The 18,911-nt window shown below is 72.6% G+C and carries 14 protein-coding genes and 1 riboswitch; of the genes, 4 read left to right on the top strand and 10 right to left on the bottom strand.

Translation table 11 applies throughout. The annotated features are described in order from the left end of the window. Positions 1-64 precede the first annotated feature (64 nt). From AB0D99_RS13540 to AB0D99_RS13530, 3 genes are all read right to left on the bottom strand, one after another. Positions 65-1,270, bottom strand: coding sequence for a nucleotide pyrophosphatase/phosphodiesterase family protein (locus AB0D99_RS13540; protein ID WP_362359921.1), 1,206 nt, complete (start codon positions 1,268-1,270; stop codon positions 65-67). Further along, positions 1,270-1,854, bottom strand: coding sequence for a DUF5998 family protein (locus AB0D99_RS13535; RefSeq protein ID WP_362359919.1), 585 nt, complete (start codon positions 1,852-1,854; stop codon positions 1,270-1,272). The genes AB0D99_RS13540 and AB0D99_RS13535 overlap by 1 nt, the downstream gene beginning before the upstream one ends. Positions 1,855-1,921: 67 nt before the next feature. Next, complete coding sequence (locus tag AB0D99_RS13530; protein ID WP_362359917.1) at positions 1,922-5,077, bottom strand: GNAT family N-acetyltransferase; 3,156 nt, start codon at positions 5,075-5,077, stop codon at positions 1,922-1,924. 176 nt (positions 5,078-5,253) lie between these two features. Between AB0D99_RS13530 and AB0D99_RS13525 the strand changes: the two genes are divergently transcribed. Continuing rightward, positions 5,254-5,535 carry an HPr family phosphocarrier protein gene (locus AB0D99_RS13525; RefSeq protein WP_362359915.1) on the top strand — a complete coding sequence of 94 codons (282 nt, stop codon included), beginning with the start codon at positions 5,254-5,256 and terminating at the stop codon, positions 5,533-5,535. Positions 5,536-5,696: 161 nt separating this feature from the next. On the opposite strand, the gene AB0D99_RS13520 is transcribed toward AB0D99_RS13525, so the two are convergent. The 4 genes from AB0D99_RS13520 to AB0D99_RS13505 form a co-directional block, all read right to left on the bottom strand. Beyond that, complete coding sequence (locus AB0D99_RS13520) at positions 5,697-6,380, bottom strand: GntR family transcriptional regulator (RefSeq protein WP_362359913.1); 684 nt, start codon at positions 6,378-6,380, stop codon at positions 5,697-5,699. 163 nt (positions 6,381-6,543) lie between these two features. Next, entirely contained in the window at positions 6,544-7,326 is a 783-nt protein-coding gene (locus AB0D99_RS13515) for a M23 family metallopeptidase (protein WP_362359911.1), read from the bottom strand. A 12-nt stretch (positions 7,327-7,338) separates the two neighbouring features. Then, a riboswitch (cyclic di-AMP (ydaO/yuaA leader) is annotated at positions 7,339-7,505 on the bottom strand. A gap of 203 nt (positions 7,506-7,708) precedes the next feature. Beyond that, a complete protein-coding gene (locus AB0D99_RS13510; RefSeq protein ID WP_362359909.1) occupies positions 7,709-9,106 on the bottom strand; it encodes a pitrilysin family protein in 1,398 nt (465 codons plus the stop codon). Further along, positions 9,103-10,449 (bottom strand): pitrilysin family protein, encoded by a 1,347-nt coding sequence (locus AB0D99_RS13505; RefSeq protein WP_362359907.1) that lies wholly within the window; start codon positions 10,447-10,449, stop codon positions 9,103-9,105. Before AB0D99_RS13505 ends, AB0D99_RS13510 begins: the two co-directional genes overlap by 4 nt. A gap of 223 nt (positions 10,450-10,672) precedes the next feature. On the opposite strand from AB0D99_RS13505, the gene AB0D99_RS13500 reads away from it, so the two are divergent. Continuing rightward, the gene (locus tag AB0D99_RS13500; RefSeq protein WP_362359905.1) at positions 10,673-13,129 is read left to right on the top strand and encodes a DNA topoisomerase IV subunit A; all 2,457 of its coding nucleotides are present in this window, start codon (positions 10,673-10,675) and stop codon (positions 13,127-13,129) included. Here AB0D99_RS13500 and AB0D99_RS13495 read toward each other — a convergent pair. Next, positions 13,126-14,205 (bottom strand): GTP-binding protein, encoded by a 1,080-nt coding sequence (locus AB0D99_RS13495; protein WP_362359903.1) that lies wholly within the window; start codon positions 14,203-14,205, stop codon positions 13,126-13,128. The genes AB0D99_RS13500 and AB0D99_RS13495 overlap by 4 nt on opposite strands. Positions 14,206-14,383: 178 nt before the next feature. Between AB0D99_RS13495 and AB0D99_RS13490 the strand changes: the two genes are divergently transcribed. Together AB0D99_RS13490 and AB0D99_RS13485 are read left to right on the top strand one after the other, a co-directional pair. Further along, complete coding sequence (locus AB0D99_RS13490; protein WP_362359901.1) at positions 14,384-16,054, top strand: sensor histidine kinase; 1,671 nt, start codon at positions 14,384-14,386, stop codon at positions 16,052-16,054. Then, positions 16,051-16,734 carry a response regulator gene (locus AB0D99_RS13485; protein ID WP_362359899.1) on the top strand — a complete coding sequence of 228 codons (684 nt, stop codon included), beginning with the start codon at positions 16,051-16,053 and terminating at the stop codon, positions 16,732-16,734. The genes AB0D99_RS13490 and AB0D99_RS13485 overlap by 4 nt, the downstream gene beginning before the upstream one ends. Before the next feature lie 15 nt (positions 16,735-16,749). Here the strand turns inward: AB0D99_RS13485 and AB0D99_RS13480 are convergent, their stop codons facing one another. Together AB0D99_RS13480 and AB0D99_RS13475 are read right to left on the bottom strand one after the other, a co-directional pair. Then, positions 16,750-18,348, bottom strand: a complete 1,599-nt coding sequence (locus tag AB0D99_RS13480) for a cation acetate symporter (RefSeq protein WP_362359897.1) — start codon at positions 18,346-18,348, stop codon at positions 16,750-16,752. Continuing rightward, a complete protein-coding gene (locus tag AB0D99_RS13475; RefSeq protein ID WP_362359895.1) occupies positions 18,345-18,857 on the bottom strand; it encodes a DUF485 domain-containing protein in 513 nt (170 codons plus the stop codon). The genes AB0D99_RS13480 and AB0D99_RS13475 overlap by 4 nt, the downstream gene beginning before the upstream one ends. Positions 18,858-18,911 lie beyond the last annotated feature (54 nt).

The following is an 18,911-nucleotide window of genomic DNA, read 5'->3' as shown; positions in this document are numbered from 1 at the left end:
CTTTCGGGTCGTCGGGCGATCAGCGCGTCGCAGGGCGGATTTCCCCGAAGGGTGGACGGGGTGGTCAGGAACGGACTTCGAGGAGCGGCACCAGCTGCTCCGCGGGGGTCATCGATCCGTGCATGCCGACCATCGCCGACTCGTGGGGTTCGTTGACGGAGGCGGTGATCACCACGTCGTCGTGGGCCGCCGCGACGACATCGCCGATTCGGCCGTACACGCGCTCGTCGACCTCGTCGCCGAACCAGCCGCGCGCGATCGCCTCGTCCCGGCTCGCCACCCAGAACTGCTCGCCGAGCACCTCGCGCCAGCACGTCAGCACGTCGGCCTCGGCACCCGGCACCGCGTAGACATGGCGGGCGCGGCCCTCGCCGCCGAGGAGGGCGACGCCGGCGCGCAGCTCCCAGTCCTCGTCGAAGTCGATCCGGTGCTGCTCGTCGAAGGGGATGTCGACCATGCCGTGGTCGGCCGTGACGTACAGGGCCGAGCGGGGCGGCAGCTGCTCGGCGAGGCGCTGGACGAGCCGGTCGACGAACATCAGCTGGCCGCGCCAGGCGTCGGAGTCGATGCCGAAGCGGTGTCCGGCGCCGTCGAGCTCGCTGTAGTACGTGTAGACCAGCGAGCGGTCGCCGCCGGCGAGCTGCTCGGCGGCGAAGTCCATCCGCTCCTCGCCGGAGAGCCTGCCGTGGAACGCTCCGCCGCTCAGCGCGATCTTGGTGAGCGGGGTGTCCTGGAAGATCGGCGAGGAGACCTGGGCGGTGTGGACCCCGGCCGCGTGGGCGAGCTGGAAGACGGTGGGGTACGGCTGCCAGACGCGCGGGGAGGTCCACGGCTTCCAGCGGAGCTGGTTCATGAGCTCGCCGGTCTCGGGGTTGCGGACGGTGTAGCCCGGCAGTCCGTGCGTACCGGGGAACCGTCCCGTGCCGACCGAGGCGAGCGAGGTCGCGGTGGTGGCGGGGAAGCCCGCCGTGATGGGCCGTCCCGTGCCGCCGCGCGAGCCGCCGAGCAGCGAGGTGAGGTACGGGGCCTCGTCCGGGTGGGCCTTGATCTGCTCCCAGCCGAGCCCGTCGATCAGGAAGACGCAGTTCCGGTCGGCCGGCGTGAGCTCGGCGATCCGCGCGTCGCAGCCGGGCACGCCCTGTCCGGCCACGAGCGTCGGCAGGAGGTCGCCCAGCGAGCCGGTGCCGTACTCGGGCACGGGCGCTGTCGCGAGGTCGAGCGGAACGGGGTCGTCCGGCCAGCCGGAGCTGACGGCCGTGGGCTGGACCATCAGCGGGTCGCCGCGGTGGCTTCGGAGAGCGCCTGGGCGAAGGCGAGGGTCTGGCGGACCGTGTCCGGGCCGTCACCGGCGTCGCTGACGCGCAGGCTGAGGTCGTCGGCCGTGGCGTTGCCGGTGTAGCCGTGGTCGGCGTCGCAGTTCGGGTCGCCGCAGGCGGCGGGCTCCAGGTCGATCCGCGAGACGGCGCCCCAGCCGATGGTGAGGACGACCTCACGGGGCAGGGTGCCGGGGGTGTACGACTCCGGGTTGGCGACGACGCGGCTGACGACGACCGAGGAGATCCGGTCGAGCTTGACCGACTCGGTGGAGGTCGTGGCGTACGGCGTCGGGGAGCTCGTGTCCGCGTTCTGCTCGTCGGTGTGGCTGACGATGAAGCGGTTGGCCGTCAGAACGAGGACCGTGACATGGCGACGGACCTCGTTGGAGTCGAAGGTGGTCTCCTGGTGCACCAGGTACGACGCGATCGCCTCGCCACCGACGGCGGCCTCCACCGCCTCGGCCACGAGGGCCGGGTAGTAGCCGCTGCGCTCGATCGCCGCGCGCAGCCCCTGGGTCGTCGTACCGGTCTTCGCCATGGACTCCATCCTAATCCGTCGGAAGGGGCGCTCCGGGCCGCTCGGCGGCGGCCGCTCGGCGGGTCGGCTAGTAGCTGGGGAGGCGGCGCGGACCGAGGTCCGTCCGGGGCGGCGGCGGGGCGAGACGGACGGTGGCCCCGAGCACGGAGAGGCCCTGCGCGGCGACGACGACGGGCTCCAGGGCGATCGCGACGACCTCGGGGTGGTCGTCGACGAGCCGGGAGACCCGCAGCAGCAGCTCTTCCAGGGCCGGGGTGTCGACGGGCGCGGAGCCGCGCCAGCCGAACAGCAGCGGGGCGGTCCGGATGGACCGTACGAGTTCGGCGGCGTCCCGCTCGGTCGCGGGGACGAGCCGGTGGGACATGTCGCCGAGCAGTTCGGAGGCGGCTCCGGCGAGGCCGAAGGAGAGCACGGCGCCGACGGCCGGGTCGATGGCGGCCCGCACGACGGTGTCCACGCCGCGCGGGACCATGGCCTGGACGACGGGCTGGAGCTCGACGGGCTTGCCGAGGGTCTCGGTCAATTCGGCGTACGCGGTCCGGAGTTGCTCCTCGGTGGCCAGATCGAGCCGTACGCCGCCGAGATCGGGGCGGTGGCGCAGGTGCGGGGCGGTCGTCTTCAGGGCGACGGGGTAGCCGAGCCGGGCGGCGGCCACGACGGCGGCGTCGGGGGTCGGCGCCGGCAGGGTCGGGAGCACGGCGATGCCGTACCGGCCGAGGAGCTCACCGGCCGCGTCGGCGTCGAGCGTGACGCCCCGGGCGTCCGCCTCCTCGGCGAGCACGCGCTCGATCCGCGCGGCGGCGCCGCTCTCGTCGATGTCCTCGAACTCGGGCACCCGCCCGGGCTCGGCCGCCTGCCGCCGCCACTCCCCGTACCGCACGGCTTCCGCGAGGGCCCGCACGGCCCGCTCGGCGGCCGGATAGGCGGGGATGGCACCGGGCCGCGGCGCGTCGTCACCACCCGGGGCGTCGGCTTCGCCGGCGTCCCGGCCGGACGGATCACCGGCGCCGGGCCCCGGCGTGCCGCTCGCGGAGCGGGCGGCAGGAGCGGACGGTCCGCCCGTGGAGGCCGGTGCCCCGCCCCCCGGCCGCCCGGCGTCAGCGCCGCCGTACCCGGACGCGCCCGGCGGTACGGCTCCGGACCCGGCCGGTCCGGGCGGTACGGCTCCGGACGCGGGCGGTCCCATCGATACCGGTCCGGGCGGTACGGCTCCGGACCCGGCCGGTCCCGGCGGTACGGCTCCGGGCCCGGGCGTCCCCGAAGCCTCGGCGCCGTGCGCCCCGACGAGGCCGTGCGGACCCGGGGCGGCTCCCACCGCGCCCCTGCGGGCGGGCGGTCGGGTGCTGGTCGCGACGGCGAGGGCTTCGGCGAGGCCGCCCATCTCCACGTGGACGACGACCACCGGCTTCGCCGGGTTCGGGGCCGAGGCGACGGCGTCGCGGAGGGAGGCCGCGAGGACCTCGCCGTCACCCGACTCGACGGCGCCGTTCTCGCCGACCCACGGAATCGCCGTCACCACGACGGCGTCGCAGGCGTCGTCCCCGAGCGCCGCCGTCAGCGCGTCGCGGAAGTCGGCCGGGGTCGCCGCCGTCGTCAGGTCGAGGGGACGTTGCGGGCGGAGCCCCTCCGTCAGACAGGCGTCGTAGGTCAGCAGCCCGAGCGACTCGGAGTTGCCGAGGATCGCCACCCGGGGCCCGGTCGGCAGCGGCTGGCCCGCGAGGAGCAGGCCCGCGTCGACCAGTTCGGTGACGGTGTCGACGCGGATGACGCCGGCCTGCCGGAGCAGCTCGGAGACGGTGGCGTGCCCGATGCGGGTGACCGGCACCCGGTGCCCCGGCGGCGCACTCCCGCTGTGCCGCGCGCCCTTGACCACCACCACCGGCTTGACCGCCGCCGTCCGACGGGCCAGGCGGGTGAACTTCCGCGGGTTCCCGATCGATTCCAGGTACAGCAGGACGACGTCGGTCGCGGGGTCGTCGTACCAGTGCTGGAGGAAGTCGTTGCCCGAGACGTCCGCCCGGTTGCCTGCGGAGATGAAGGACGAGAGGCCGGCGCCCCGCCGGTGGAGCCCGGCGAGCAGCGCGATGCCGATCGCGCCGGACTGGGTGAAGAGTCCGATCCGCCCGGCTGCCGGCATCTGCGGCGCGAGCGAGGCGTTCAGCCGGACGTCGGCCGAGGTGTTGATGATCCCGAACGAGTTGGGCCCGATGATCCGCATGCCGTACGAGCGGGCCTGCCGTACCAGTTCGCGCTGGCGCTCCCGCCCCTCCGGGCCGCTCTCCGCGTACCCCGCCGTGAGCACGACCAGGCCCCGTACCCCGTGCTCGCCGCAGTCGGCGACCGCCTCCGGCACCCGCTCGGCGGGCACGGCCACGATCGCGAGGTCGACGGGTTCGCCGATGTCCCCGACGGACCGGAAGGCCGGCACCCCGTCGAGCGCGGCATCCGTGTCCCCGAGCGCGCGGTTCACGGCGTACGTACGGCCGGTGAATCCGGAGTCCAGCAGGTTGCGCAGGACCGTCCGGCCGACGCCTCCCGGCGCGCGTCCGGCGCCGATGACGGCGACCGAGCCGGGGGTGAGGAGCCGCTGGACCGAGCGGGCCTCGGCCCGCTGCTCCCGGGCGCGCTGCACGGCCAGTGAGCGGTCGGTGGGCTCCAGGTCGAGGTGCAGCCGTACGGCGCCGTCCTCGAAGCTGCGCTTCTGGGTGTACCCGGCGTCCGTGAAGACCTTGATCATCTTGGAGTTGGCGGGCAGCACCTCGGCCGCGAACCGTCGGATGTCCCGCTCCCGCGCCACCGCCGCGATGTGTTCGAGCAGCGCGGAGGCCACGCCCCGGCCCTGGTGCGCGTCCTGGACCAGGAAGGCGACCTCGGCCTCGTCGGCGGGGGCGCTGGCCGGCAGCCCCTGCGCGTTGATGCGGTCGTAGCGGACGGTGGCGATGAACTCTCCGCCGACGGTCGCCGCGAGTCCGACCCTGTCGACGAAGTCGTGATGGGTGAACCGGTGCACGTCCTTGGCGGACAGCCTCGGGTAGGGCGCGAAGAAGCGGTAGTACTTCGACTCGTCCGAGACCTGCTCGTAGAAGCTGACGAGCCGGTCCGCGTCGTCGGCGGTGATGGGCCTGATGCGCGCGGTGCCGCCGTCACGGAGGACCACGTCCGCTTCCCAGTGGTCGGGGTAGGCGTGTTCCGGTTGTGCCGGCTGTTCCGACGCGCTCTGCATGGGGCAAGCGTACGGCCGGGGTACGCCTGTGGCACCGGTCGCGCGGCGTCTGTGTGCCGTGCAAGGTGGGGGTTGACGAGCGGCCCCGGGACCGGGGCCGGACGTCTGCCACGAGCATCCCGCCAACCGTGAGAGACTGGTCTAGACAACCCGCTTGAGACTTGAAGGGCAACACCATGGCTGAGCGCCGCGTCAACGTCGGCTGGGCCGAGGGCCTGCACGCCCGCCCCGCCTCCATCTTCGTCCGTGCCGCCACGGCCTCCGGCGTCCCCGTGACGATCGCCAAGGCCGAGGGCAACCCGGTGAACGCCGCGTCGATGCTCGCGGTGCTCGGTCTGGGCGCGCAGGGCGGCGAGGAGATCGTGCTCGCCTCGGACGCCGATGGCGCCGAGGCCGCTCTGGACCGTCTGGCCAAGCTGGTTGCCGAGGGGCTCGACGAGCTTCCCGAGACCGTCTGACCGAATTGCCATGGAGCCGCACCCGCCGATATGACGGCGTGTGCGGCTCCATTGTTTTCGCCGCCGCCCCGGATGTCGGCCCGCACGGAATACCGCAGGACATAAAAGGGCAGCACGAAGAAGGCCCTGAGAATTCCTATTCTTTGTATACGGCCCGCGTGTTAATTCCGGGCGCTCGCGGTGTTTACGACGTGTTGCGAAGACCTCACACGACCCCGTTCCGGACGCTTCAGCCGGTGCTGCGCCAGCGAACGCTCGGCATGCAGCGCGGTCAGCGCGCGGGCCCGCTCGGCGTCTCCGCGGGCCACGGCGTCGACGATCGCACCGTGCTCGGCCCATGCCTCCACGGGCTGGGCGGCGGGTTCGACGGCGTACATCCAGGCGATCTTGTGCCGCAGCTGGGTCAGCAGCGCCGTGAGCGCCGGGCTGCCCGACGCCTGCGCCAGCGTCTCGTGGAACCAGCCGCCGAGCGAGTGCAGATCCTCGCCCTGACCACGCCTGGCCCGCTCCTGTCCCAGCCTGACCAGGCCCCGCAGCACCTTGAGATGGGCGTCGGTGCGGCGCTGGGCGGCGCGGGCGGCGCCGAGCGGCTCCAGGAGGGACCGTACGTCCAGCAGGTCCGCCGCCTCCTGCTCGGTGGGCTCGGCGACATGGGCGCCGGCATGGCGGCGGCTGATCACGAAGCCCTCGGACTCCAGCGTGCGCAGGGCCTCGCGGACCGGGACGCGCGAGACCCCGTACCGGCGGGCCAGCTGCTCCTCGGTCAGCCGGCTGCCGCATGCGAGGACCCCGGAGACGATGTCGTCCCGAATCGCCGTGCATACCGAGTGCGCGGGAACGCGCATCTTCGACCTCCGCCTTCATCCGCGCGAAACGGTTCGTCGGCGACTCTATTGCAGCCGGGCGGAATTTCCGAAGGAGATCCGGGAACATGGATATCTTTTGGCCAGCGAAAAGCCCCGGCTCAGGACGAGCCGGGGCTTTTCTGACGCTGTTTCGCGGACTGCGTCAGACGTTCACGCCGCGGGCGCGCAGGTACGCGACCGGGTTGATGTCGGAGCCGTACTCGGCGGTGGTGCGCGCCTCGAAGTGGAGGTGCGGGCCGGTCGAGTTGCCGGTGGAACCCGAGAGACCTATCTGCTGGCCCGGCGTGACGGCCTGACCGACCGAGACACTGATGGCCGACAGGTGACCGTACTGGGTGTACGTGCCGTCGTTCATCCGGATGACGATGTTGTTGCCGTACGCGCCGCCCCAGCCGGCCTCGACGACGGTGCCGGAGCCGACGGAGACGACCCGGCTGCCGGAGGCGGCGCGGAAGTCGACGCCGGAGTGGCTGCCGGAGGACCAGAGCGCGCCACCGGCCTGGTAGCTGGTGGTCACGTACGAACCGGCCACGGGGAGCTGGAAGGAGTTCAGGCGCTTGCGCTCCGCCTCGCGGGCGGCGCGCTCCTTGGCCTCGCGGATCTCCTTGGCGCGGGCCTCGGCCTTGCGCTTCGCCTCCGCCTTGCGCTTCGCCTCGGCCTTGGCCCGTTCGACGGCCTCGGCGGCCTCGCGCTCCTGGGCGGCGGCCTGGGCGTCGATCGTGACGGCGAGGGAGTCCGCCGCGACGATCTGGGTCAGTCCGGTGTCCTCCGGCGAGGGGGCGTCCGGGTCGGCGGCGAGTGCCGGGGAAGCGAGGGTTCCGATGACGCCGGTGGTGGCGATGGTCGCGATGCCGGCGATGCCCGCGCCACGGCGCGCCAGACGGCTCGGACCACGATGCTTCCCGGTGGCACGGGTGAACGCCATGTAGTGGCTGATCCTTTCCTTCCTTCTCGCCTACCGGGTTAGCTGACGGGTTCGGAGCAGGAAGGTCTCCTACGGGCCCCTCCGCACGGGTGCGAAGGCGTCCGATTCACCCCAGGGACTTCGTGTGGGTCCCCGGCTCCCCAGGCTCGCGCCTGACGGGGACTCGGCGATGACTGTCCGATGCCACGGGCTCGCGGCGGGTTCAACTGGCGAACAGCCGGACCGACGCTAAGCGGATCGTCTTTCAATCACCAAACAGACACGCTCGTTTGTAAGACATGCCACAGGGCATACGACCCCCCTCTCCCGCAATGCGGACAAAGGGGAGGACCCCGCCATACCAGGATGACGGGGTCCTCGGAGTGGTGCGTGGGCGCCTCGATCAGCCGGTGACCACGGTCACTTCACCGATTCCGAGCGCGCGTACCGGCTCCTCGATCTGCGCCGCGTCACCGACGAGCACGGTGACCAGACGGTCGACCGGGAAGGCGTTCACGACCGCCGCGGTCGCCTCCACCGTGCCGGTCTCGGCGAGGCGCGCGTACAACTGCGCCTGGAAATCGTCCGGAAGGTGCTGCTCCACCTGGTCGGCGAGCGTCGCGGCGACGGAGGCGGCCGTCTCGTACTTGAGCGGCGCCACACCCACCAGGTTCTGCACGGCCACGTCCCGCTCGGCGTCCGTCAGACCCTCGGCGGCGAGGGTGCGCAGCACCTTCCACAGGTCGTCAAGTGCCGGGCCGGTGTTGGGGGTGTCGACGGAACCGCTGATGGCCAGCATCGAGGCGCCGTGGCCCTGGCCGTCGGAGCGCAGCACCTGGCCGAAGGCGCGGACGCCGTAGGTGTAGCCCTTCTCCTCACGCAGGACGCGGTCCAGGCGGGAGGTGAGGGTGCCACCGAGGCAGTACGTGCCGAGGACCTGGGCCGGCCAGACGCGGTCGTGCCGGTCGGCACCGACACGGCCGATGAGCAGCTGGGTCTGCACGGCGCCCGGCCGGTCCACGATGACCACGCGGCCGGTGTCGTCGGCCGTGATCGGCGGGACCGGCCGCGACTCCGCCGCGTCCCCCGTCCACGCGCCCAGCGACTCGGCGAGGACCTTGTCCAGGTCCACGTCGGTCAGGTCCCCGACGACGACGGCCGTGGCCGCGGAGGGCCGGATGTGCGCTTCGAAGAAGGCGCGGACGGCCGTGGCGTCGATCGCCTCCACGGTCTCCTCGGTCCCCTGGCGCGGCCGCGACATGCGCGAGGTGGCCGGGAACAGCTCCTTGGAGAGCTGCTTGGCCGCCCGGCGCGCCGGGTTGGCGGTCTCGTGCGGGATCTCGTCGAGCCGGTTGCGCACCAGGCGCTCGACCTCGCTGTCGAGGAAGGCGGGCGCGATCAGGGCCTCGGAGAGCAGACCGAGCGCCTTGGGCAGCCGGGAGACGGGGACCTCCAGGGAGACCCGTACGCCCGGGTGGTCGGCGTGCGCGTCGAGCGTGGCGCCGCAGCGCTCCAGCTCGGCGGCGAACTCCTCGGCCGAGTGCTTGTCCGTGCCCTCGGACAGGGCACGGGCCATGATCGTGGCCACGCCGTCCAAGCCCTCGGGCTCGGCGTCGAGGGGGGCGTCGAGGAAGATCTCGACGGCCACCACCTGCTGGCCGGGGCGGTGGCAGCGCAGCACCGTCAGGCCGTTGTCCAGCGCTCCGCGGTCCGGGGCGGGGAAGGCCCAGGGCTTCGCCGTGCCCGCCTCCGGCTGCGGGTGGAACGTCATGCTCGTCAAAGACGCGGCAGCGTCGGTCACTGGTCCGCTCCCTCTTCCTCGTCGCCGTCGCTCTGTTCGGTACCGGTGGGCTCGTAGACGAGCACCGCGCGGTTGTCGGGGCGCAGCCGGGCCGCGGCCACCGCCCGCACCTCCTCCGCGGTGACGTCCAGAACCCGGTGCACGGCCGTGAGGGCGAGCTGCGGGTCGCCGAACAGGACCGCGAAGCGGCACAGTTCGTCGGCCCGGCCCGCGACCGTGCCGAGCCGGTCGAGCCACTCGCGCTCCAACTGGGCCTGGGCGCGCTCCATCTCCTCGGGCGTCGGGCCCTCGGCGGCGAACCTGGCCAGCTCCTCGTCGACGGCGGCCTCGATCCGGGGCACCTCGACGCCGCCGGACGTCTTGACGTCCAGCCAGCCCAGGGACGGTGCGCCGGCCAGCCGCAGCAGGCCGAACCCGGCCGCCACCGCCGTGCGGTCGCGGCGGACCAGGCGGTTGTGGAGCCGCGAGGACTCGCCGCCGCCGAGGACGGTCAGGGCCAGGTCGGCGGCGTCGCACTCGCGCGTGCCGTCGTGCGGGAGCCGGTAGGCGGCCATCAGGGCGCGGGCCGGGACCTCCTCCTCGACGACCTCGCGCAGCTGCTCGCCGATCGTGTCCGGCAGGGTGCCGTCGCGCGGCGGCAGCTTGCCGTCGTGCGAGGGGATCGACCCGAAGTACTTCTCGATCCAGGCCAGGGTCTGCGCCGGATCGATGTCGCCGACGACCGAGAGCACCGCGTTGTTCGGCGCGTAGTACGTGCGGAAGAAGGCCCGCGCGTCCTCGAGGGTGGCCGCGTCCAGGTCGGCCATGGAGCCGATCGGCGTGTGGTGGTACGGGTGGCCCTCGGGGTACGCGAGGGCGGTGAGCCTCTCGAAGGCCGTGCCGTAGGGCACGTTGTCGTACCGCTGGCGGCGCTCGTTCTTGACGACGTCCCGCTGGTTCTCCATGGACTCGTCGTCCAGTGCGGCGAGCAGCGAGCCCATGCGGTCCGCCTCCAGCCAGAGCGCCAGCTCCAGCTGGTGGGTGGGCATGGTCTCGAAGTAGTTGGTGCGCTCGAAGCTCGTCGTGCCGTTGAGCGAGCCGCCGGCGCCCTGCACCAGCTCGAAGTGGCCGTTGCCCTGGACCTGCTTCGAGCCCTGGAACATCAGGTGCTCGAAGAGGTGGGCGAGGCCGGTGCGGCCCGCGACCTCGTGGCGCGAGCCGACGTCGTACCAGAGGCAGACCGCGGCGACCGGGGTCAGGTGGTCCTCGGAGAGCACCACCCGCAGGCCGTTGGCCAGCCGGTGCTCGGTCGCTGTCAGGCCGCCGGAGCCGGCCTCTGCCGTGGCCGTGTGACCCATGGGCATGTACGTCCCTTCGATCGCGATATGGAAAGTCCTGCCACCCTATGCAAGCGCACCGACACCTCGCGAAGTTCCCGCAGGTTCGAGGCGTCCCTCTTCCGGGTCGTGGGGGCGCGTCGGACGGCTGACGGCGGACGCTACCCGGGTCGCGGTCGGCGTTGTCGGTGGGACGGTCCACAATGGTCCGCGTCAGATCAACCTTGTTGGTGAAGGAGCCGCAGCCGCGATGGCCCGCCGCAGCACGAAGACACCGCCGCCGGACGACGCGTTCGAGGAGAGGATCCTCGACATCGACGTCGTCGACGAGATGCAGGGCTCCTTCCTCGAGTACGCGTACTCGGTGATCTACTCCCGCGCGCTGCCCGACGCCCGGGACGGCATGAAGCCGGTGCAGCGCCGCATCGTCTACCAGATGAACGAGATGGGCCTGCGCCCCGACCGCGGCTATGTGAAGTGCGCGCGCGTCGTCGGCGAGGTCATGGGCAAGCTGCACCCGCACGGCGACGCGTCGATCTACGACGCGATGGTCCGCATGGCGCAGCCCTTCTCCATGCGGCTGCCCCTGGTCGACGGCCACGGCAACTTCGGCTCCCTCGGCAACGACGACCCGCCGGCCGCCATGCGGTACACCGAGTCGAAGATGGCCGCCGCGGCGCTGATGATGACCGAGTCGATCGACGAGGACACCGTCGACTTCGCGCCGAACTACGACGGCCAGGAGCAGGAGCCCGTCGCCCTCCCGGCGGCGTACCCGAACCTGCTGGTCAACGGCGCGTCCGGCATCGCCGTCGGCATGGCGACGAACATGCCGCCGCACAACCTCGGCGAGGTGATCGCGGCCGCCCGGCACCTGATCAGGCACCCGAACGCGGACCTTGAGGCGCTGATGCGTTTCGTGCCCGGCCCGGACCTGCCGACGGGCGGCCGGATCGTCGGCCTGTCCGGCATCAAGGACGCCTACGAGAACGGCCGCGGCACGTTCAAGATCCGCGCCACGACCACGGTGGAGACCGTGACGGCCCGCCGCAAGGGCATCGTCGTCACCGAGCTGCCCTTCACGGTCGGCCCGGAGAAGGTGGTCTCCAAGATCAAGGATCTGGTCGGATCCAAGAAGCTGCAGGGCATCGCCGACGTCAAGGACCTCACCGACCGTTCCCACGGGCTGCGTCTGGTCATCGAGGTCAAGAACGGCTTCGTGCCCGAGGCGGTCCTGGAGCAGCTGTACAAGCTGACGCCGATGGAGGAGTCCTTCGGCATCAACAACGTGGCGCTGGTCGACGGCCAGCCGCTCACGCTGGGCCTCAAGGAGCTCCTGGAGGTCTACCTCGACCACCGCTTCGACGTGGTGCGCCGCCGCTCCGAGTTCCGGCGCGGCAAGAAGCGCGACCGGCTGCACCTGGTCGAGGGCCTGCTCGTCGCGCTGCTCGACATCGACGAGGTCATCCGCCTCATCCGCTCCAGCGAGAACTCGGCGCAGGCCAAGGAGCGCCTGATCGAGCGCTTCTCGCTGAGCGAGGTCCAGACGCAGTACATCCTGGAAACCCCGCTGCGCCGGCTCACCAAGTTCGACCGGATCGAGCTGGAGACCGAGCGCGACCGGCTCAACGGCGAGATCGACGAGCTGACCGGGATCCTGGACTCGGACAACGAGCTGCGCAAGCTGGTCTCGTCCGAACTGGCCGCGGTGGCCAAGAAGTTCGGCACCGACCGGCGCACGGTCCTGCTGGAGTCGGCGGGCGCGCCGGTCGCCGCCGCCTCCCTGGAGGTCGCGGACGACCCCTGCCGGGTCCTGCTGTCCTCGACGGGGCTGCTGGCCCGCACGGCGACGGAGGAGATCCCCGCCGCCGCGGAGGGCAGGCGTGCCAAGCACGACGTGATCGTCTCCGTGGTCCCGGCGACGCAGCGCGGCGATGTCGGCGCCGTGACCTCCGCCGGACGGCTGCTGCGGATCTCGGTGATCGACCTGCCGCAGCTGCCGAACACGGCCACCGCGCCGAACCTGGCGGGCGGGGCGCCGCTGGCCGAGTTCCTCACACTGGAGGACGGCGAGACGGTGGTCTGCCTGACCACGCTCGAGGAGTCCTCGCCGGGACTGGCGCTCGGCACCCTGCAGGGTGTCGTCAAGCGTGTGGTGCCGGACTATCCGGCGAACAAGGACGAGTTGGAGGTCATCACCCTCAAGGACGGTGACCGGATCGTCGGCGCGACGGAGCTGCGCACGGGCGAGGAGGACCTGGTCTTCATCACCTCCGACGCCCAGCTCCTGCGCTTCCAGGCGTCGCAGGTACGGCCCCAGGGCCGCCCCGCGGGCGGCATGGCGGGCATCAAGCTGGCCGCGGGCGCCGAGGTGCTCTCGTTCACGGCGGTGGACCCGGCCGCGGACGCGGTCGTCTTCACGGTGGCGGGTTCCACGGGCACGCTGGACGACTCCGCCGGCACGTCGGCGAAGCTGACGCCGTTCGACCAGTACCCCCGCAAGGGGCGGGCGACCGGTGGCGTGCGCTGCCAGCGCTTCCTGAAGGGCGAGGAGGCGCTGATCCTCGCCTGGGCGGGGACGACTCCTGCCTTCGCCGCGCAGAAGAACGGCACCCCGGTGGAGCTGCCGGAGCCCGACCCGCGCCGTGACGGCTCGGGCACCCCGCTGCCGAAGCCGGTCGCGGTCCTGGCCGGCCCGGCCAGTTAGGACCCCGCGGCCGGTCCGGCCGGCCAGGAGTCCGCACCCGGCTCGTCCGGCTGCTGTACGTACCGCAGGACGCCCCACATGCTGTGCTCGTCGGGGGCGTCCTGCGGGCCGTTCACGCGGCAGCCGTCGAGTGCCTTGCGGAGGGCGGCGCCGTCGACGCCCGAGCCGATGAGGACGAGCTGGGTGAGCCGCTCCTCACCGGCCGGCCAGGGCTCGGGGTGGAAGCGCAGGAACCGGCCGACGGCATGCACCGTGTAGCGGTTGTCGGGGTCGGCCGCGCCGAAGTCGACGAATCCCTTGATGCGGTAGAGGCCCTCCGGGCGGGAGTCCAGGAACTCCATCAGCCGGCGCGGGTGCAGTGCGGTGTCCGAGGCCAGCGAGAGGGTCTCGTAGACGGCGTGCGGGTGGTCGTGGTCCTCGTCGGGATCTCCGTAGAGCAGGTCCTCGATGGACATCTGCCCCTCGATCTCCCCGTCGGGCACCACCCGGTCGAAGAGGAGCTCGGGGTCGACGCGTCCGTGCGCGGTGCGGACCACCGCGGCGGGCCCCGCGAGTGCGCCGACCGTCTCGTGGACGGCGTCCAGCTCCCGCTCCCCCACACGGTCGGCCTTGTTGACCACGACCAGGTCGGCGAGGGCGAGATGCCGGTCGGTCTCGGGGTGCCGCGCGCGCGTGGCGGAGAACTCGGCGGCGTCGACGACCTGCACGAGACCGCCGTAGACGATCCGCTCGTTCTCGCTGGCGAGCACCATCCGCACCAGCTCCTGGGGCTCCGCGAGCCCGCTCGCCTCGATCACGATCACGTCGAGGCGCAGCTCGGGGCGGGTCAGCACCTCCAGGTACTCGTCCAGCTCGCTCACGTCGACGGCGCAGCAGAGGCATCCGTCGCCGAGCGAGACGGTCGACCCCACCTGTCCGGCGACCGTCATCGCGTCGATGCCGATGTCGCCGAAGTCGTTGACCATGACTCCGATCCGGGTGCCCCGGGCACTGCGCAGCAGATGGTTGAGCAGCGTCGTCTTGCCCGATCCGAGGAACCCGGAGAGGACGAGGACGGGGATCTGCTGCTTGCTCAAGGGACAACCCTCCGGCGACTCGACACACACCAAAGCCCCCAGAATAGGCAGGCCACGGGGCCCCGCGCCCCGTGACCGTGCGGCCGCCCCGTGGCCGACGCCCCACCCGGCCCCGCCCCGGGCCCACCCCTCGGCGCGCATTTCCGGTCCTCGGCGCCCTCCCCGTACCGTTCCTGCCATGAGCCCCGCACCGACCGCCCCCTCGCCGCCCTCCGCGCGACGCAGGCGGTTCGGCTGGCCGCAGCGGGTCTTCTCGCAGGTCCTGCTCATGCAGCTGGCCATCGCGACCGGTGTCACGGTCCTCGCCACCGGCCTCTTCCTCGCCCCGCTCAGCGCCCAGCTCGACGACCAGGCGATGCGCCGCGCCCTCGCCATCGCCGAGACCACCGCCTCCCCGCAGGTCGCCTCCGCACTGACGGGCTCCGCGCCCTCCGCCCGGGGACCCGTGCAGGCGGAGGCCGAGCGGATCCGGCGGTCCACCGGTGCCGAGTACGTCGTCGTCATGGACACCCGCGGGGTGCGGTGGTCCCACACCGACCCCGGGCAGATCGGCAGGCGCGTCTCCACGGATCCCAGCCAGGCGCTCGCCGGGCGTGAGGTCATGGAGATCGACAGCGGCACCCTGGGCCGCTCCGCGCGTGGCAAGGCCCCCCTGCGGAGCCAGGACGGCACGATCGTCGGGGCGGTGTCCGTCGGCATCGAGTACGACAGCGTCCAGGACCGGCTGCTCGGCGCGATCCCGGGCCTCCTCGCGTACGCCGGAGGGGCGCTGGCGGCCGGTGCCCTCGCCGCGTACCTGATCTCCCGCAGGCTCCAGCGGAGGACCCACGACCTGGCGTTCTCCGACATCTCGGCGCTGCTGGCCGAGCGCGAGGCCATGCTCCACGGCATCCGCGAGGGCGTCGTCGCCCTGGACCGGACCGGTCGGATACGCCTGATGAACGACGAGGCCCAGCGCCTCCTCGGGATCGGCCCCGAGGCCACCGGCCGGCCGCTGGAGGAGGCCCTCGGTCCCGGCCGCACGGCCGATGTGCTGGCGGGCCGGGTCACGGGCGAGGACCTGGTGACCGTCCGCGGTCACCGCGTCCTCATCGCCAACCGGATGCCGACGGACGACGGCGGCGCGGTGGCCACCCTGCGCGACCGGACCGAGCTGGAGCGCCTCGGCCGCGAGCTGGACTCCACCCGCGGCCTGATCGACGCCCTGCGCGCCCAGGACCACGAGCACGCCAACCGGCTGCACACCCTGCTGGGCCTCCTGGAGCTGGAGATGCACGAGGAGGCGGTGGAGTTCGTCACCGAGGTCGTCGGGGTCCACCGGGCCACCGCCGAACAGGTCACCGAGAAGGTCCACGACCCCCTGCTCGCCGCCCTGCTCGTCGGCAAGGCCACGGTCGCCGCGGAGCGGGGCGTCTCGCTGCGGATCTCGTCCGACTCGCTGCTCCCCGACCGTCTGGTGGACCCGCGCGAGCTGGTCACCGTCGTCGGGAACCTCGTCGACAACGCCCTGGACGCGGCGGCGGGCACGGCTGGACCGCGTGTCGAGGTCGCGCTGCGGGCCGAGGGCCGCACCGCCGTCCTGCGGGTCACCGACAGCGGTCCCGGTGTTCCCGACGACCGCCGCGAGCTGATCTTCACCGAGGGCTGGACCACGAAGGAGCTGCCGTCGCACGGCAAGCGGGGGCTGGGCCTGGCCCTGGTGCGCCGACTCGCCGAGCGCCGGGGCGGCATCGCCCGGGTCGCGGACGGTCCGGACGGGGGCGCCGAGTTCACGGTCGTACTCCCCGAGGCGCTGAGCGAGCCGGAGCCGGAGCACGCCTCGGCCCGGGTGAGCGAGGAGGCGCGATGATCGACGTACTGGTCGTGGACGACGACGTTCGCGTCGCGCGGATCAACGCGGCCTATGTGACGAAGATGCCGGGCTTCCGCGTCGTCGCCACCGCCCACTCGACCGCGGAGGCGATCAGCCGCCTCGGCGAGGTCCCGGTCGACCTCATCCTGCTCGATCACTACCTTCCGGACGAGAACGGCCTCGCGGTGGTGCGGGAGCTGCGCCGGCAGGGCCATCAGACCGACGTGATCATGGTGACCGCGGCACGGGACGTGGCGACCGTCCAGGCCGCGATGCGCCACGGTGCCCTCCAGTACATGGTGAAGCCGTTCACCTTCGCCGGGCTGCGCACCAAGCTGGAGGCGTACGCGGCCCTGCGCCACACCCTCGACGGCGGCGGCGAGGCCGAGCAGGCGGAGGTCGACCGGTTCTTCGGCGCCCTGTCCGCGGGCGCGGCCGAGCCCGAGCTGCCGAAGGGGCACTCCCCGACCACGGCCGAGCTGGTGCGGCAGGTGCTGCTCGCCGCCGACGGGGCCCTGTCGGCGCAGGAGATCGCCGAGCGGGCCGGGGTGAGCCGGCAGACCGCCCAGCGCTACCTCAAGCTTCTCGAACGCGCCGGTCGTGTCCGCCTCTCGCTGAGGTACGGCGAGACGGGCCGCCCCGAGCACCGCTACGCCTGGGTCCCGTCCGCGCGCTGAGTCCGTGCCCCGGGCTCACACCGCGCCCGCGCCGGTCAGCGCCCTGACCTCCGTCTCCGCGTGCTTGGCCGCGTCCGGCGGCTCGGGGGAGGTGACCGTGCCGATCCAGCCGGCCAGGAAGCCGAGCGGGATCGAGACCACGCCCGGGTTCTGGAGCGGGAAGACGTGGAAGTCGACGCCCGGGAAGAGGGCGTCGGGGCTTCCGGAGACCACCGGCGAGAGCACGACCAGCAGGACGGCCGGGATCAGCCCTCCGTACACGGACCACACGGCGCCCCGGGTGGTGAAGCTCCGCCAGAAGAGCGAGTAGAGCAGCACGGGAAGGTTGGCGGAGGCGGCGACCGCGAACGCGAGCCCGACGAGGAACGCCACGTTGAGGTCCCGGGCGAGCAGTCCGAGACCGATCGCGGCCACCCCGATCCCCGCTGCGGCGAGGCGCGCCACGGTCACCTCGCTGTACTGCTTGGCGTGCGCGTTGCGGCGACGCAGCGAGGCGTACAGGTCGTGGGCCACGGAGGCGGAGGAGGCGAGGGTGATGCCGGCGACGACGGCCAGGATCGTGGCGAAGGCGATGGCGGCGACGATCGCGAAGAGGACGGTGCCTCCGGTCGACCCCGCTCCCCCGCCGAGGTCGAGCGCCAGCAGGGGTACGGCGGTGTTCCCTGCGGCGTTGGAGGCGCGGACGGCGTCGGGTCCGATGATCGCGGCCGCGCCGAAGCCGAGGACGATCGTCATCAGGTAGAAGCCGCCGATGAGCCCGATGGCCCAGACGACCGAGCGACGGGCCGCGCGTGCGGTGGGCACGGTGTAGAAGCGGGACAGGATGTGCGGCAGGCCCGCGGTGCCCAGGACGAGCGCGATGCCGAGGCTGATGAAGTCGAGGCGCGCGGTCCACTCTCCGCCGTAGCGCAGCCCCGGTGCGAGGAAGTCCCGTCCGTGCCCGCTGCGCTCGGCGGCGGCGTTGAGCAGCTGGTTGAAGTCGCCGTGGAAGCGCAGCAGGACGAGCACGGTGAGGGCGATCGTGCCGGCCATGAGGAGCACCGCCTTGACGATCTGGATCCAGGTGGTCGCGCGCATCCCGCCCAGCGACACGTAGATGACCATCAGGGCGCCGACGCCGATGACGGTCCAGGACCGGGCCGCCTCGCTGGTGCCGCCGAGGAGCAGGGCGACCAGGCTGCCGGCGCCCACCATCTGGGCCACGAGATAGAGCACGGAGACGGTGACGGAGGACGTTCCGGCGGCGATCCGGACGGGGCGTTCCGCCATCCGCGCGGCGACGACGTCGGCGAGCGTGAACCGACCGCAGTTGCGCACCAGTTCGGCGACCAGGAGGAGCACGACGAGCCAGGCGACGAGGAAGCCGACGGAGTAGAGCATCCCGTCGTAGCCGAAGAGCGCGATGAGTCCGGAGATGCCGAGGAAGGAGGCGGCGGACATGTAGTCACCGGCGATGGCGAAACCGTTCTCCATCGGGGAGAACAGCCGTCCTCCGGCGTAGAACTCCTCCGCCGAGCCATGCCGGTTGCGGCTCACCCAGGTGGTGATCCCCAGCGTCACCGCGATGAACGCGCTGAACAGCAGCAGCGCGAGCGTCTGATGGTCGTCGGTCATCGTCGGCCCCCTCGCGTCATCTCCTGGGCACGCGTCTCGTCGTAGACGGTCCAGCGCAGTTCCAGTGCCGCCCGGTCCCGGCGCAGCCGGGCGTGACGGGCGTAGGCCCAGGTCAGCAGGAAGGTGGTGAGGAACTGGCCGAGTCCGGCGACCATCGCCACGTTGACCGCGCCGACGACGGGCCTGGCCATCACTCCGGGCGCCACGGTCGCCGCCACGACATAGGCGAGGTACCAGAGGAGGAAGGCCAGGGCCGCGGGGATCACGAACCGCCGGTAGCGCCTGCGCACTTCCTGGAAGGCGGGGCTGCGCTGGACCGCCAGGTAGATGTCGGCGGCACTGTGGGCCGGCTGCTGCCGCGGAACGGCTCCGGGCGCCGAGGCGCTGTGGCCGGGGGCGCCGGCCGGCGTCTCGGTGTCGGCCGCCTCGCCCCAGCCGGCGGCCAGTGCGTCGTACCAGGGGTCGTCGATCCGCACGGCCGGGTGGTCCGGCCCTTCGCGCTTCTCCACCGGTGAACTCTCCTTGTCAGCGAACCGTTTCGGCCGCGTGCCCAAGGATGGACA

The organism is Streptomyces sp. NPDC047971, assembly GCF_040653355.1.
In the GTDB taxonomy this organism is placed as follows: Bacteria; Actinomycetota; Actinomycetes; order Streptomycetales; family Streptomycetaceae; genus Streptomyces.
The sequence above is the reverse complement of the archived record's forward strand: the minus strand, read 5'-3'. Positions and strand labels throughout refer to the sequence as shown.